The 15,788-nt window shown below is 63.4% G+C and carries 14 protein-coding genes; 6 read left to right on the top strand and 8 right to left on the bottom strand.

All coding sequences use genetic code 11. The features are described from left to right. Window positions 1-158 precede the first annotated feature (158 nt). Entirely contained in the window at window positions 159-1,454 is a 1,296-nt protein-coding gene (gene gabT / locus HNQ60_RS04025; protein ID WP_184329709.1) for a 4-aminobutyrate--2-oxoglutarate transaminase, read from the top strand. 1 nt (window position 1,455) lies between these two features. On the opposite strand, the gene HNQ60_RS04030 is transcribed toward gabT, so the two are convergent. After that, on the bottom strand, window positions 1,456-3,393 hold the full coding sequence (locus HNQ60_RS04030) for a S8 family peptidase (RefSeq protein ID WP_184329710.1): 1,938 nt from the start codon (window positions 3,391-3,393) through the stop codon (window positions 1,456-1,458). A 181-nt stretch (window positions 3,394-3,574) separates the two neighbouring features. Between HNQ60_RS04030 and HNQ60_RS04035 the strand changes: the two genes are divergently transcribed. From HNQ60_RS04035 to HNQ60_RS04045, 3 genes are all read left to right on the top strand, one after another. Continuing rightward, the gene (locus HNQ60_RS04035; RefSeq protein WP_184329711.1) at window positions 3,575-4,390 is read left to right on the top strand and encodes an enoyl-CoA hydratase; all 816 of its coding nucleotides are present in this window, start codon (window positions 3,575-3,577) and stop codon (window positions 4,388-4,390) included. Window positions 4,391-4,569: 179 nt separating this feature from the next. Then, window positions 4,570-4,854: a hypothetical protein gene (locus HNQ60_RS04040; protein ID WP_184329712.1), complete on the top strand. Its 285-nt coding sequence runs from the start codon at window positions 4,570-4,572 to the stop codon at window positions 4,852-4,854. A 138-nt stretch (window positions 4,855-4,992) separates the two neighbouring features. Then, window positions 4,993-7,134: a type VI secretion system Vgr family protein gene (locus HNQ60_RS04045; protein WP_184329713.1), complete on the top strand. Its 2,142-nt coding sequence runs from the start codon at window positions 4,993-4,995 to the stop codon at window positions 7,132-7,134. Between the two features lie 34 nt (window positions 7,135-7,168). On the opposite strand, the gene HNQ60_RS04050 is transcribed toward HNQ60_RS04045, so the two are convergent. The 7 genes from HNQ60_RS04050 to HNQ60_RS04080 are packed head-to-tail and all read right to left on the bottom strand — an operon-like array spanning window position 7,169 to window position 13,203. Further along, on the bottom strand, window positions 7,169-7,777 hold the full coding sequence (locus HNQ60_RS04050) for an imm11 family protein (protein ID WP_184329714.1): 609 nt from the start codon (window positions 7,775-7,777) through the stop codon (window positions 7,169-7,171). A 30-nt stretch (window positions 7,778-7,807) separates the two neighbouring features. After that, window positions 7,808-8,944, bottom strand: a complete 1,137-nt coding sequence (locus HNQ60_RS04055) for a hypothetical protein (protein WP_184329715.1) — start codon at window positions 8,942-8,944, stop codon at window positions 7,808-7,810. A gap of 4 nt (window positions 8,945-8,948) precedes the next feature. Then, window positions 8,949-9,329, bottom strand: coding sequence for a DUF4150 domain-containing protein (locus HNQ60_RS04060; RefSeq protein ID WP_184329716.1), 381 nt, complete (start codon window positions 9,327-9,329; stop codon window positions 8,949-8,951). A gap of 24 nt (window positions 9,330-9,353) precedes the next feature. After that, the gene (locus tag HNQ60_RS04065; RefSeq protein WP_184329717.1) at window positions 9,354-10,385 is read right to left on the bottom strand and encodes a hypothetical protein; all 1,032 of its coding nucleotides are present in this window, start codon (window positions 10,383-10,385) and stop codon (window positions 9,354-9,356) included. Continuing rightward, the gene (locus tag HNQ60_RS04070; RefSeq protein ID WP_184329718.1) at window positions 10,382-11,386 is read right to left on the bottom strand and encodes a DUF2169 family type VI secretion system accessory protein; all 1,005 of its coding nucleotides are present in this window, start codon (window positions 11,384-11,386) and stop codon (window positions 10,382-10,384) included. Before HNQ60_RS04070 ends, HNQ60_RS04065 begins: the two co-directional genes overlap by 4 nt. Before the next feature lie 2 nt (window positions 11,387-11,388). After that, window positions 11,389-12,678, bottom strand: a complete 1,290-nt coding sequence (locus tag HNQ60_RS04075) for a TIGR02270 family protein (RefSeq protein WP_184329719.1) — start codon at window positions 12,676-12,678, stop codon at window positions 11,389-11,391. Between the two features lie 15 nt (window positions 12,679-12,693). After that, a complete protein-coding gene (locus tag HNQ60_RS04080) occupies window positions 12,694-13,203 on the bottom strand; it encodes a DUF6484 domain-containing protein (protein WP_184329720.1) in 510 nt (169 codons plus the stop codon). Window positions 13,204-13,565: 362 nt separating this feature from the next. Here HNQ60_RS04080 and tagH point away from each other — a divergent pair, with 362 nt between their 5' ends. Both tagH and tssJ read left to right on the top strand, forming a co-directional pair. After that, entirely contained in the window at window positions 13,566-15,233 is a 1,668-nt protein-coding gene (gene tagH, locus HNQ60_RS04085) for a type VI secretion system-associated FHA domain protein TagH (protein WP_184329721.1), read from the top strand. 57 nt (window positions 15,234-15,290) lie between these two features. Beyond that, window positions 15,291-15,776: a type VI secretion system lipoprotein TssJ gene (gene tssJ / locus HNQ60_RS04090; RefSeq protein WP_184329722.1), complete on the top strand. Its 486-nt coding sequence runs from the start codon at window positions 15,291-15,293 to the stop codon at window positions 15,774-15,776. The last annotated feature ends 12 nt before the right edge of the window (window positions 15,777-15,788 follow it).

Genomic DNA, 15,788 nt, shown 5'->3' on the forward strand with positions numbered 1-15,788 from the left:
AACCCTCGCACCGTTCAGGTCCGCGTGCGCTGACAAGCGGCGCTCGCGACCTTCCTCAGCGGCACTACGCGGTTTTCCGCTTGCAGGAAAACCCCGGTCCGCGCCGATAATCCATCGCGCCGATAAATTCATCTCCCATTATTCGCTCCGAGGCTGACATGTCCGGCCAACCCTCGCCCCAGAACCAGGCGCTGCATGAGCGTCGCAATGCCGCCATTTCACGCGGCATGTCGACGATGCTTCCGGTCTACGTGAAGCGCGCACAGAACGCCGAGTTGTGGGATGAGGACGGCCGGCGCTACGTCGACTTCGCGGGCGGCATCGCCGTCGTCAACACTGGTCACGTGCATCCGCGCGTGAAGGAAGCGGTGCTGGAGCAGCTCGACGCATTCACGCACACATGCGTGATGATCACGCCGTATCGCGTAGCGGTGGAGCTGGCGGAGAAACTCAATTCACTCGTCCCGGGTCCATCGCCCAAGAAGACCATGTTCGTGACGACGGGTGCGGAGGCGGTCGAGAACGCAATCAAGATCGCACGCGCCCATACCGGTCGTCCGGCGGTCATCGCGTTCGGCGGCGGCTTCCATGGACGAACCTTCATGGCGATGGCACTGACCGGCAAGGTCACGCCGTACAAGGTGGGCTTCGGCCCGTTCCCTGGTGACGTTTTCCATGCGCCGTTTCCGATCGAGTATCACGGCGTCAGCGTCGAGGAGAGCCTCGCCGCTATCGATCAGCTGTTCAAGTATGTCGTCGAACCATCGCGCGTGGCAGCGATCATCGTGGAGCCGGTATTGGGCGAGGGTGGGTTCTACGCAGCTCCGAAGGAGTTCCTCCAGCAGCTGCGCAAGCTGTGCGATCAGCATGGCATCGTGTTCATCGCGGACGAGATCCAGACGGGTTTCGGGCGCACCGGTCGCATGTTCGCGATGGAACATCACGGAATCGAAGCGGATCTCACGACGATGGCCAAGAGCCTGGCGGGCGGGTTCCCGCTCGCGGCGATCGTCGGCAAGTCGAACCTCATGGATGCGCCGGTCACCGGCGGTCTGGGTGGAACGTACGCTGCATCGCCCGTCGGCTGTGCCGCTGCGCTTGCCGTCATCGATGTGATGCAGAAGGAGAATCTCTGCCAACGGGCCGAGCAGATCGGTGTCCGCGTGAAGGCGCGGCTGGGCGCGCTGCAGAAGTCGCTTTCGTGCATCGGCGATGTGCGCGGGCCCGGGGCAATGATTGCCATGGAGCTGGTGAAGAATCGCGATGCGCACTCTCCCGATGCGGATCTCGCAAAGGCGCTCGTGCAGCGTTCCGCTCAGAATGGATTGGTGCTGCTGTCGTGCGGCGTCTACAGCAACGTGATTCGTTTCCTGATGCCGCTGACGGCGTCGGACGCGATCATCGATGAAGGGCTCGACATCCTCGAGCGCTCGCTGCGAGAGATCGTCGGTTGAGTTAGACGTTCGCGGCGCGCGACGTTCGCCGAAGAGCGCGCCGCCATCTCGCCAGGAGGGAGGCGAGCACGAGCATTTCCGAGCCCATCGTTCCACCGCCACCACCACCTCCAGAGCTGGGAGGAGGCGGAGTGGGAGGTGGCGGCGGAGCCGGAGTCGCGAGCGCAGCGTCCTCGATGTCCTGAGCGCCTGTATCGTCCGTTACCGTCAACCTCAGGGTGAACTGGGTGGCTGCGCCGATCTGCAGCGTCGTGCTGGCCTGCGTGGGTGCGATGATCGTTGGTGCCGCGCCGCTGAGATTCTCGATCGACCATTGATAGGACGCGACGCTGCGACCGTTCGCCGCGAAGCTCTGGCTGCCATCGATCGAGATCGTCGTGTTCGTTGCGACAGTTCCGTCCCTGCGCAGGATCGCGAAGGGTCGCTGGGCGGCGGCGACCGCTGCGGCTGTGTTCAACATGCCGGCACCGCAGGTCCGGGTGGTGCAGTTGCACTCGCTGGCCTGAAGATCGGTCGCGCCGATCGGAACGTGACAGGTCGGAATGCTGCTGTCGCCGCTGACGGGGAAGGTGGTGGCTGTCTGCTTCAGCAACGTAATCAGTTGTGCAGGCGTGAGCTGACTGTTGATCGATCTCATGAGCGCAACGGATGATGCAGCCTGCGGCGCTGAGAAGCTCGTGCCGACGTTGTAGTTGAGCTGGTCGGTGAAGTTCGGTGCGAGCGGCGCCGTGTCGCCGCTGTCGGAAGCGACGACGATCGAGAACAGGCAGGGCTGTCCGAAGCCTGTGTTCACACAGTTGCCGCCCGGTGCCGCGATGCTGACCTCGGTGCCGAGATTGCTGAATCCCACCTTCGTGCCGATGTGGCGAATGCCGGCGACGCCGAGCACGCCTGCGCAGTTCGCCGGTACGCTGACAGGTCCACCCTCGTTGCCCGCTGAGGCGACGACGAGGATGCCTCGCGAAGTGATTTCATCGACGGCGGATTGATAGGCCTGGGTGCAGATGCCATCTCCGCCAAGGCTCATGTTGATGACGTTTGCGGGTGTGGGGTTCGTCGGAACGCCGGGGACATCCAGTCCCGCTGCCCATCGCATGCCGGCGATGATGTCTGAATCGAAGCCGCCGCACTTGCCCAGCACACGCACTGGAAGCACTCGCGTGTTCCAGCCGGCGCCCGCGACGCCGATGGCGTTGTTCGTGGACCCGGCAATGAGTCCTGAGACACGCGTTCCGTGCCAGGAGCTGTCGCTCGTTTCGCAGTTGCTGAGCTCGGGTTGCGCCAGGTCCTGCGTCGATATCCAGTCGCCCGGGTCACTGGGGTCGGCGTCGCGACCGTCGCCATCGTTCGCGACGATGACCCGGCTGATGAAGTCGTATCCCGCAAGCACTTTGCCACCGGATTCCACTCGCCCCAGATCCGGATGCTCGAAGCGCACACCGGTATCGAGGACGGCGACCACGATGGCGCTGCTGCCCGTCGTGATGTCCCAGGCCTGATCGGTGCGCGTCGCCGACGGCTGATCGCCGAGCAGGTACCACTGAGTGGTGAGGAGCGGATCGTTGGTGAGCGCATGAGCGTGCCGACGAATGTCGGGCGCGGCATAGAGCACGTCGGGATCGCTCTCGATCCGCTCGAGTGCTTCTTGCAGGTCGTTGCCTTCGAGTGCGCGCTGCAGTTGCAGGACTTCCAGCGCCGGGCCAATCGATTGACCCGCGGTCACTGCGACGCCGAGTTCTGTCGACAGCTTCTGTCGCCACGCGAGCGTCGCTGCGGAGCGCTTGCGCTGGACGATGATCCGGTCCGCAGCTGACGAAGCAGGCCGGCTCGAACGTGAGAACACGCCGTTGTATTCCTCGGCCGCAAGAACAGACGGCGCCCACTGCAGCGCGGAGGCGGCGAGCAGGGTGACAGCAAAAGATCTTACGAGCGCCCGCATGATTCCATCCGATGACGCAAGCCTGCTGGGTAAGTGAACGTCAACGCGTTTTCAGTTCAGTCAGCAGTGTAAGCCCCGGTCCGAGGGGCAGTACAGGAATGCGTCACGGTTGCCGTAGGCGGGCATTCGTGCGAGCTTCGCCGGATCAGTCGCAATACGCAGACGACGAACAGGGGGACGAATGAGCGATGCAACTCTGGTGATCGCCCGGCGTGACGCAGGGGTTCTGACGCTCACGCTGAATCGACCCGACAGCCTGAATGCGCTGAACGGTCCGTTGTTGCAGCAGTTGCGCGCTGCGCTGGAGGAAGCCGCGGAGACGCAAGACGTCGGAGCGGTGGTGCTCACTGGCGCTGGACGTGCGTTCAGTTCCGGCGGAGATCTGCGTGAAGGGGCGACGAGTCGACCCGCCGGCGCGGAGTCATCAGGCGCCGGCGGTTTCGAGGATTGGTCCGATCGTTTGCGTGCCGTCATGGAATGCTCGCGCATCCTCCACCGCATGCCCAAGCCGACGATCGCCATGGTTCGTGGCGCCGCGGCTGGCGCAGGTCTCGCGTTGGCTGCGGCTTGCGATCTGAGGATTGCCTCGGAGTCGGCGGTGTTCACGACCGCTTTCGTCAAAGTCGGCTTCTCCGGCGACTTCGGCATCACGTACTTCCTGACCCGGCTCGTCGGAACGGCGCGCGCTCGCGAGCTGATGTACCTGAGCGAGAAAATCGCTTCATCCGAAGCGCTCCGCATCGGCCTCGTGAACCGTGTTGTCGCCGAGACTGAACTGGAGTCGACCACAGCAACACTGGCGGGGCAGATCGGCAATGGCCCCCGCGTTGCCTATCGCTACATGAAGCGAAATCTCAATGCGGCGGAGGAAGGCTCCCTGGAAGAACTGCTGGATCTCGAGGCCCAGCACCTGACTCGGACGCGCATGACCGAGGATCACAAGGAAGCCGTCGCAGCCTTCCTCCAGAAGCGTCCGGCCGCTTTCAAGGGCCGTTAGGCGACCTTATCGGTGACGCAGTTCACGCGATTGGCGCGGGAGGCTGGTCACAATGGGGGCTTAGGCCCTTTGGTCCACGCTTGCGCCGGGCCGCTGGGGTTTCGGCGCGTTCCGCGTTTGCGGGTAGCGCGTCGGGTAATATTGAACGCGTCCATGGGTTCTCTTGCAGGTATCTGAAGATGTCCCGTCCTACGGTCGTGCAGCTGAATTTCCAGGAGTTCAAGAAGGCGCTGGAAAACGCCGTCGCGCAGGGAACGCGCATCATCCCGCGCGAGAAGGATCGCTGGGAGGCTTATGTCGCTGCGAACCGCGTTCGCGAGCTCAATTTCCAGGCCTACGCCCGCGGCAAGTACGAGAACCTGGAGGCGGTGATCATCGATGCCGGCCCGCCCTGGGGCGGCTACTACATGTGGTCCGCGGCGGAGGAGGTGGTCCTGCGCTGGGAGCGGCCGCCAGAACAATAAGCGGAAAGCGCCCTGGCTTGAACGGGCAATCGTAAGAACGGCCGACACCTCAATTTGGAGAGTTGTGTCATTGGCCGGACGCGCCGGCTTTGTGTTAGATAGCGCCCACCCCGGGTAGGAAATCCGCAGGCGACCACCGTGAGCAGAAAGATAACGCTGAAGAGTCCGTTGGCCGCTGACCAGCTCTTGATCCGCTCCGCGACTGTGACCGAACAGCTCGGTCAGCCGTTCGAGATCGACCTGGAACTGCTGAGCCCGGACGAGAACATCGACTTCGACAAGCTGCTGGGCAAGGAGATCACGCTGGGTGTCGGTCTCGACAGCGGATCGAGCCGTTACTTCCATGCGTTCATCGCCGAATTCGGACAGGTGGGCCGCCTCGGTGAATACGCAACCTATCGTGCGCGTGCCGTGCCGTGGTTGTGGTTCCTGACCCGCACGGCCAACTGCCGCATCTTCCAGAACAAATCCGTCCCCGAGATCATCAAGCAGGTGTTCCGCGATCGCGGCTACACCAACATCAAGGACGCACTGACCAAGACGTATCGAACACGTGAGTACTGCGTGCAGTACCGCGAGACCGATTTCAACTTCGTGCAGCGCCTGATGGAAGAAGAGGGCATCTACTACTTCTTCACTCACACCGAAAGCACGCACACGCTCGTGCTGGCCGATTCCTACAGCGGTCACAGCCAGTATCCCGATTACGGCACGATCGAATACTTCCCGCCGTCGGACAACGCGATCCGCGAGAAGGATCACATCCACGACTGGCAGCGCCAGCGCAACGTGCAGCCCGGCAAGTACGTGGTCATGGACTATGACTTCCAGAAGCCGCGTGCGGTGCTCAAGACGCAGTACGTACAGAAGCGCAACTTCCCGAAGTCCGATTCAGAGGTGTTCGATTATCCGGGCGGCTTCATCGTCAGCACCGATGGCGATCACTACGCTCGCGCGCGTCTCGAATCGCTGCAGTCGCAGTACGAGCGGATGAACGGCGTGGGCAATGCTCGCGGACTCGCGACGGGCTCGCTGTTCAAGCTCAGCGGCTATCCGCGCAAGGATCAGAACAAGGAGTATCTGATCACGAGCGCGACGCATCGCGTCCATGCAGGCGACTATCAGTCGGGGACAGGCGGCACGGCGGACGATTACACCTGCTCGTTCGAATCGATCGATGCGAAGGAGCCCTTCCGCGCACCGATCACGACGCGCAAGCCCATCGTCGGTGGGCCGCAGACGGCCACGGTGACCGGGCCGGGCGGCGAAGAGATTCACACGGACAAGTACGGCCGCGTGAAAGTGCAGTTCCACTGGGATCGCGAAGGCCAGCGTGACGAGAAGAGCTCGTGCTGGGTGCGCGTATCGCAGATCTGGGCGGGCAAGAACTGGGGCTGGATGTCGATCCCGCGCATGGGACAGGAGGTCGTCGTCGACTTCCTGGAGGGCGATCCGGACCAGCCGTTGATCACGGGCCGCGTCTACAACGCGGACAACATGCCGCCGTTCGAGCTGCCGGCCAACAAGACCCAGTCGGGTTTGCGGACGCGCAGCACGCTGAACGGCACGCCGGCGAACTTCAACGAGCTGCGCTTCGAGGACAAGAAGGGCTCGGAGCAGGTGTATCTCCACGCGGAGAAGAACCAGGACATCGAGGTCGAGGCCGACGAAACGCACTGGGTCGGCCACAACCGCGCGAAGACGATCGACAATGACGAGACCACGCACGTCAAGCACGACCGCACGGAGACCGTCGACAACAACGAGAGCATCACCATCGGTGTGAACCGCACGGAGAACGTCGGCTCCAACGAATCGATCACGATCGGCTCCAATCGAACGGAGAACGTCGGCGCGGACGAATCGATCACTGTCGGGAGCAACCGGACTGAGTCCGTCGGTTCCAACGAAACCGTCAGCATCGGCAGCAATCAGTCGATCACGGTCGGCAGCAACCGCACGCTCGACGTCGGCGGCAACGAGACGACCACGGTCGGCGGCAATCGCGACGAGACGGTGGCGAAGAACGAGTCAGTGTCGGTCGGCAAATCGCGCACCGTTTCGATCGGCGAGAACGACGGCCTCTCGGTCGGCAAGCAGCTGGTGATCGACGTCGCGGATCAGATCGTCATCAAGACGGGCTCGGCCAGCATCACGATGAAGAAGGACGGCACGATCGTCATCAAGGGCAAGGACATCACCCTCGACGGCAGCGGCAAGATCAACGTGAAGGCGTCGAGCGACGTCGTGGTGAAGGGCAGCAAGATCACGCAGAACTGATCGCCCCAACGAAGATCAGCGGCGATCAGCGACGTCAGCCGGCCCAGGATTCGGGTTCGAACCAGGTCAGGCTATCGATCCCCCGGCTCTCGATGAAGCGCCGGACGCGCTCGTGAACCAGCACTGCGCTGGTGTTCTCCGCGAGCCGGAAGATCAGCAGATCACGCGATTTCTCCGGCTGCACGGTCAGCGACGTGAAGTCCGCGGAGATCAGCCGATCCTCGACGTCAGGATTGAACTGCGATTCCGCCATGTTCGCGGCGGCGACCGCTCCCACGATGTTCACGCAGAGGTAGAAGTCGGCCGGTGCGCCGTTCTGTGGATTCGCGATCCGTGTTTCATAGACCTGCAGATTGTCCACGCCGGCGGACTGCAATGCCGTCACCAGTCGTCGGCTCATGAGGGGCAGGGGATTCCACGTGAGCTCGGGGTAGATGCGCTCCGGCGCCTTGCTGTCGATCTTCGTCTGCAGCTCCAGCACGTCGGTCGGCGGGTGGAAGTCGCTGTCCTCGTGGTCCGGCGAGAAGGCCATGCCCATCTGCCAGCATTCCTTGTTGTCGGCATCCGACTCGAGCTTGAACTGCAGCGGTCCCGCTCCCGCCATGCACTTGAGAACGAAGTAGTTCGACACTGGGTTCGACACTGGGCTTTCCTTCCTCGGCTTCGTCGCGGGTCACGGAGTGTGGTCGTTGAACCAGGCGTGCACCCAACCCGACGTATAGATGTTGGCCGCGGTGACGATCTTCCTGCCTTTTCGGGTACCGAGTGTCTTGTTCGTTCGCGTCAGGTAGCCCTTGAAGAAGTCGCTGGCATTCTTCAGGCGGCCGACGATGCCGTAGGGCGGTCCGACTTCGTTCTTGGACATGCCTGACGGACGCGCGGCCTTTTCGCATTGCTTGCAGTTCTTGATGGCCCCGGAGTGCATCTTCTTGTACGCCGCGGCCATCTTCCGCAGATAGTCCTGCACTTCGTTGCTGTAGTCCTCGTGGCGGTCGTGGAACTGACCGCCGCTCGCATCCATGGCGGCCTTGACGTAGGCCCACTTCGGATTGCCTGCAGCGACGCTGTGATTCTTTCCGGCGAGCATGAAGGCCTTCTTCTTCGCGCGGCCGAGCGCGCGCTTCAAGGCCTCTGACGCTTCTTCTTCGTCGTCATCGTCTCCTGAGTCCCACGCGTCTGGTGAAAGATCGAGCGCGTCGACCCATGACTGGTTGGCCTTGGCGTTGTTGCGTCGGGCGGTGACCTTGTCGCTCCAGACCTGCACGCCGACCTTGCCGCCGCCGACTGCGTAGTTGCCCGGAAGCCAGACACCGTTGTGGCTGCCGTTCACGTTGTAAGCGACGTTGCCCCACACCTTGGAGCCGCTGACAGCCGCCGGTGCGGCGCTCTTGCCGTTGCGGAAGTCCTGCTGCTCGCCCTTCTTGCACATGTACTTGAGGATCTCGTGGCCCTTCAGCGATTCCTGCGCAGGGACGAGGTGATGCGCGGCGCAAGTCAGCGGGTAGGGCAGCGGATCGCCGTCCTCGCTGAGCTTGGCGTATTCGCCATTGACCTTGATGAGCACCGAAACGAGGCGGCGCTTCTTTGGGCGCTTGCGCGGGTCGCCTTCCTTGGTGCCTTTGCGGAGCGGCCCGTCCGACTTCGACTCGTGCGAGATGCCGATGCCGGCCGTCATGTTGTCGCCGAGCGTCGTGCCTATACCGCCGAGCTCGTTCTTCTCTTTCGGATCGGGCGGCTTGTGCGAGAACGGGCACTTCGCCTCTTCGGCCGAGTCGGGAATCACCACCGTGACGAGTTCGCCGATTTCCATGGCTTCAGCCCATGCCGTTCTTGTCGTTGTGGAAGAGCGGATCCGCCAGCCGGCAGACGTTCTTGCCTTCGAATTTGATGTCGAACGAGTACATCATGTACTCGCAGGTGCCCTTGATCTTGTTGCTCATCACGCCCATGGCGGACCCGGCTTCATCGCCGGTGGACATCATGTATTTCGCGTCCTTGGTCATCGGCATCTGGCCGTCGGTCTTCACCGAGGTCGGGCCCGACGAGGTGTCCGCCGACTTGCCGATGTTGGGGTATGGAATCGGAACGGGACCCGCCGGGGTCGGCGTCTTGCACACGTCCGGGAAGATCGGGCTCATGCCGCTGCTGCCCTTATGGGCAACACCGCGCAGATTGGCGAATACGGTACCTGGCATGACTAAAGGTCTTCCTGGTTCGGTTCAGGCCGTTGTCGATAGTAGAGCACACGCTCGCGGTTCGTGATCGGACGCAGCCCACACCAATGCAGGTCCGCTCCGGCTGCTGTCGCCCATCGACTGGGCGGCGAGCGCCATCAGAATCGCTCCCGTAGCGGCACCGGCATCGCCGTACTTGTCGGCGGGATGCTCCATGAGCATCGCTGGGGCAAAGAAATCCCGATGACGCATGTGGGCCACGCCCCAGAGCTTGGCGTCGAAGCCCTCGCCGTTGAATCCAGCAAAAGTCACACCGACGGGCGGGCTCTTGCCGACCTGGTTGCGCAATGCGGCGAGCGCTTCCGCCAGGCCTTCGCCGCGCGCAGGCGCAGTTCCGTATCGGTGTCCCGGATCGTTGAAACTGGCGACGCCCCGGACCGCGATCCCGGCTGCGGCTGAATCGGGCGCCTGCAGGAGCAGGAACGCGGCACCCTCGCCAGGGATGAACCCATCCATGATGTGCGGGCCGAGAACCCGGCCTTCATCGACCAGCAGGCTGAGCAGTTTGAGATCGAGGAAGGTGTCGACACCGCCGACGATCACCGGCGTCGAAGGATCGCTAGCCAATGCCTGCAACCCGGCTTCGAGTGCGAGCAGTGCGGCAGCGCGTCCCTGCGGGACGACGAGGCTGCGGCTGTGGTCGATGGGAACGCCCGTCAGAGAGTGCAGATACTGCGGCAGGTGACGCAGCCAAGGCGCTTCAGTCGGTGCCAGTCGCGGCACACCGAGAAACAAACGCAGGGGTGCGCTCTTGTCGCAGTCGAGTCCTTGCAGCGCGGGTGTTGCCAGTCGCAGCAACCTCCGACCGCGACTGGGGAGCGGCAATTGATCGATGTCAGGCGACAAAGGACCGAGCGCGTCTTCGGGCACGAGCCCCATCTGGATCGCATCGAAATTCCGATCCATCACATGAGAATCTGAAATGCGCGCGATACCGGCGCGTGCGCTGGCCCACGTCTGCGCACTTCCGCGGCCGATGGCGCAAAGAACGTTCGTCGAAGTGATCACTGCCTTCATGCGCGCGAACGTCCTGTCAGTCCGACGATGACCTTCTGGACTTTGAGCACCTGCCGGTCGCAAGGCACAGTTGCGCGCCAGCTCATGCAGAGCCGATTCTCATCGGGCTCGATCAGCAGTGTTTCCAGATTGGCGGTCGGGTGCTGAGGCGAGCCTGCAACCACGACCTCGATCTGAAGCGGTGACTGCGGCACGGCGAACGACAGCGGTCCGTCGGGCAGCACACCATGGATCTCGACGGGTTCGCCGCCCTGGAGATAACGATCGAATGCAAACTCCGGCGGGGCGCTCTGAAGAAAGCGCGGGTCGAAATCGGAGGGCAGATAGGGAGCACGCGTGCGCTGCCAGTTCTCGTCGTAAGTGCCAGCGAAGGATCGGCGCGGCAGCCACGACGCTGAAACCGGAGCGAAGCAGCACGGAGACGAAAGCTGCCCGACCTTCTGAAGCGCAGCGGATGCATCTTCGAGATTTGGAACAGGTTGCTGGCGCATCTCGCCGGCACTGCGTTCGCCAGCGAAACCGCACCCGACGGGATTTCGTTCCTCCGCCAGCAGGCGGTCGGGCAGGCGATGAAAACCACCGTACGCGCGCTCCCACGTCAGCGGCATCGCAGCGAACGGCTGCGGTGCGCTCGGCGTTCCGTCGGCTTGCCACGTCCGATCGCCCGTGACGAGCAGCTCGCGCCGGCGTTCGGCAACAGACATCGCCACCTTCATTCTCGCCGTTGGACGTCCTTCAGGCGCACGCGCGTGGCCGATCAAGAGAACATCCGTTCCCGGCTTGCCGATGTGCATTTCAGAGGCGACCCGCAGGCTCGAGAGAGCGGGGTCGCCGTAGTACTCGTCCGCCATCGCGACCGGCACTTGCTCGGGTGCGAGTGCAATGCTGGGTCGCATGTGCACCGTCGCCTTGATGACGATGTGCAGCGTGTCGATTCCCGCACGATCCGGCAGTACCGCGAGGCTGGCCTTGAAGGGAGTGTTGTTCTGGAGTTGCAGCAAGATCAGCGCGCTCCGAGCAACTGCCGGCCACGGGCCATCATTGCCCGCTGCCGTTGAGCGAAGGCGCGAGGCTCGACGTCGTACTGGCCCTTCGAGTGAGCCGCGAGATTCAGGATGAGGTCGGGGCGTCGCAGCATGGGACCGCGCTCGATGGCGGTCAGCAGCGTTTCGACACTCAGCGGTCGCCCGCCGATGTAGCGCACTTCGGGCTCGAAGCGCGCGGCGTTCTTCTGCCAGTGCGCCCGCACTGCTGTTTCGTCCGGCAACGGCCACACGGATTCGGCGGAGGGGACGAGGTTGACGTCCAGATCGTCAGCTTCGAACGCCGGCGTTTCCGGGGGCGGTTCGACAGCGGCCAGATGATCGCGCACGAGGTCGGCGCCCGTGATGTGGCAATAAGCTTCGCCGGCTGCGCGAGCCAGCTTCTCGTGTTTCATTCCCTGGAGGCAGTATTCGACTGCTTGTCGCGTACCGATGTGCCCGAGTGCCCACAAGGCCTGCGATTGAAGCTGCGGCACCCGCAGCGCGGCGTGGACCATTGAACTGTGTTCGGCGGTGCCCAGCATCGCAACGAATCTCAGGATCGGGCCGCCGAGTTCGCCGGGAGCGTTCGCCAGATCGACGGCTGCGTTCCAGGCAGTCGCAGATTGCCGAGCGAGCCCGCTCTCGATGGCGGTCAGCCGAACGCTCACGTCCTTTGCTCGCAGACCGGCGGCGATCCAGTCCTCGAGGTGTTCTTCGGGCAGATGACGGGCAGCGCGCAGCGCAATGACCTGGTGCTCGGGAGTGTTCGTTTCGAAGGCGGCGGTCATCTCTTCGGCGGGCTTTGCACTGCGTGACGTCTTCAGCCGGCACAAAGCGGCCGTATGAGCTCCGCTTTTTCTGCCGAGTACGCCAGCCACAGCGCTCAGAACCGGATTGGAAGCTGCGACCTCGAGCGCACGGATCATTGCCGCCAGCCGCGCATCCTGTGCTTCGCCGATCGCGTCGGTCAAAGCCCGGCAGATCTCCGTGCTGGTTCCGGCCGCAAGCGCTGCCGTTGCCGCAGTTACCCGGCGGAGATCATCGGAAAGCAAATGAGGCGTGCAGAGCGCGACCAGTCCGTCGCCGGCAACACGCACGCCCGCGAGCGATCCGTGCAGCCGGTCTTCGGTCCACGACCAGATCTCGTCGAGATTGCGCGTGAGACTCGTGAGCTCGCTTTCCCAGCGTGCCCAGAGAAACGTGGCTTCATCGAAACTTTCCTCCACCAGGTCCGGCAGAGGTGAGCGTGCAGAAGGCACTGATGACATGCAGCGTCGTGCGGCTCAGTTGATCTGGACCTGGCCGCCCTTGATGCGGTTGGTGCCTTCGGAATGAGTTTCGACGTAGGTGCCGCGAATGACGATGCGGCCGTTGCGCCGGAGCGTGAGCGAGGCCTGGCCGCATTGAAGGACGATCTCGTCCTTGCCCACGACGCGTACCCGCTTGCCGTCGACGTCGGCCTCCACGATGGTCGATTTCGTTTCAGGCATCGGTGCGCTGATCAGGCCCACGACGATGGGCAGCAGCGGGTCTCCGCTCTCGAACACCAGGACGGCAGGCTGCTTGTTCGAAACGGCCGCTGCGATCGCATCGGGCGTCAGCGGCGTAGCCAGTCGAGCGGCTCGCGGTCCATGCGGGGAGGCCGGAAAGTCCACCATCACGGAAGCCGCGGAGTCCTCGCTATGCGCGGCGACGATCCAGCCGATGGTGGCGGGCATCGAGGCCGGCAGAGCCGGCACTGGACGGGCGAGCCGCTCCGGATCGCGCCGGCGCTCCGAGAAGAGGGCTGTCACTTTCGTCCCTTTTTTGCGCATAGAAGTCCCGCCGGTGTTCTTCTGACTGTGCCACCTCGATGAACCGAGCAGCAGCGCGCCGATTCAATACCACGCCAATGTGACCGGTCAAGGTAACTGCACTCATGTACGCATGAACCGCTCGGGCGCGCATGGCGCATGCACGGAAGTCCTAAGTCGGTGGTTTCTCGATTTGTGACCTGCCGCTTAGGTCGCGGCCCAATCACGCGACACTCTGGTCTATCATGCCCGGTCTGTCCGATCGGCCGTTGCGATGGACGAGAAGGGAACGGTACAGTCACGAGATGTCTTCCAACTCATTGCAGGCGATTGTTTTTCTGCGATAAATCCACCCACTTCCGATGCAGCTCACACTCGAAGTCATCAGTCCGAACGGCGACCTGCTGGGAAGCAATCGCCGCAAGGTCGTGGGTCCGGAAGGGGCACAGATCGGGCGCTCCAAAGAGAGCGATTGGGTCATCAACGACCAGTACATCTCGCGCATCCATGCCCGCGTGCGCTACGTCAACGGCGCCTTCTACATCGAAGGCCTAGGTCGAAATCCGCTCGCCATCAACGATCCCGAACAGACGATCCCGAACAACGAGCCGAACCTGCTGCGCAACGGCGATCGCTTCTTTCTCGACCAGTACGAGATCAAGGTGACCATGTCGGGCGGCAGTGCGGCTGCCGGCCTGATCCCCGACGACCCGTTCTCGCCTGGCGCAGGCGCCGGATCCGCATCGGCCGCGGTTCCTCATTCGTGGAGTGCCGGCGGCGGCTCTCTCGACCTGAATATCAACGACGGCACGGCCGAAGCGGACTCGAATCTCGACCCGCTGGCGTTGCTCGGTGGATCCGCACCGAAACAGCCCGTCGTTGCGCCGGTCAACCTGAGCCAGCGTTCCGTTCTCGAAGACAGTTTCAGCGCGCCGACGCCTGTGGCAGCGCCTCCGCCATCGCCCACACCGAAGGCCGCGGGTGGCGGCGGCAGGATTCCTGATTCGTGGGAGAACTCGTCCGGGTTCACCCAGATGGGGCAGCAGCCGGCAGCGCCGCCGCCCCCGCCACCTGTTCGCCGACCGGCGCCACCTACTGCTCAACGAACAGCAGCAGCGCCGGCGCCCGTATCCGAACCGAAGCGCACTGACGATTCCATTCCAGATACCTGGGACAAGGGGCGCACTCGCATCGAGACTGCAGGTTCGGCCACTGAGAAGCTGCCGCCGATCGCGCAGTTCGTTCAGGACGCTGCCGAGACCCAGAAGACTGCCCACCTCGGTCAGAAGCCCCGCATTCCGACACCAGCTGCACCGCCGCCGGTGTCACATACCGTGAGACGTCCCGTCGAAGAGGCGTTGCCAATTGCGCCAGCAGTCGCGCCGCCTCCGGTTCGCGCCCCAATGGAACCCGCCGCGGCGGGTCAGGGCAGCGTCGATCTCGAAGAGTTGCTGCGCGCTGCCGGCGTGCCTGCATCGCAGATGTCGCCTGAGATGGCGCGCGAACTCGGCCAGGTCGTCCGCATCGTCGTGCAGGGCCTGATGGAAGTCCTGCAGTCGCGAGCGGAGATCAAGTCGCAGCTGCGCATGTCGATGACACGCATGCAGCCGACTGAAAACAATCCGCTGAAGTTCTCGCCGAATGTCGAAGCCGCGCTGCACACGCTGCTCGTCGAGCGCAATCGTGGCTACTTGCCCACGGTCCGCGCGTTCCAGGAAGCGCTGACGGACATCCGCAATCACCAGATTGCAGTGCTTTCGGGCATTCGCACCGCGTACAACTCGATGATCGAGCAGTTCGATCCGGAGAAGATCGACGAGGAAGTCGAGAGGCAGTCGAAGCGCGGCGGCCTGCTGAATCTGGGCGGCAAGGGCGGGAAGTTTCGTGATCAGTACGTGGAGCAGTTCCAGAGCATCGCCAACGATCCCGATGAAAGCTTCAAGCGGCTCTTCGGCGAATATTTCGCTCAGGCCTATGAAGAGCAGATGGATCGTCTGAAAGCGGCGTCGCGCACGTCCGGCGGCCAATGAGCAGCAACAAGTAGCAGCGGGTTTCACGGTCAAGAATCAAGACGCGGAGAGCGCCAAATGAAATGGGGTTGGAAGTCCTGGGTTGTGGTTGCCGCCGCTGCGATGCTGGCCGCCGGGTGTGGTTCGGCGCCGCCGAAGCCGGCAGCGGCGAAGGCGACGATCACCGCGTCGGCCGATGTGAATCCCGACCGTGAAGGGCGCGCGTCGCCGGTGCATGTGCGCATCTTCCAGCTCAAGGAGGACGGCGCCTTCATGGGGTCCGATTTCTGGGCGTTGGTCGACAAGGAGCAGGAGACGCTCGGTCCGGCCCTCGTGCAGCGCCTCGAGTTCGATCTCACACCCTCTGAGTCGAAGGAGTTCGAGCTCAAGATATCGCCCGACGCGCGCGTGCTGGGAGTGATGGCGGAATACGCCGACTATCGCAACGCCCAGTGGCGAGTCGTGGCGCAGGCACCGAACAAGACGTTGCTCGACCTGGTGAAGAAAGACCGGGTCACGTTCGAGATCGGGAAAGACAAGGTCGGCATCGCAGTCGGCGACTGATGGGCTCACTTC

The organism is Povalibacter uvarum (assembly GCF_014202975.1).
Classification (GTDB): domain Bacteria; phylum Pseudomonadota; class Gammaproteobacteria; order Steroidobacterales; family Steroidobacteraceae; genus Steroidobacter; species Steroidobacter uvarum.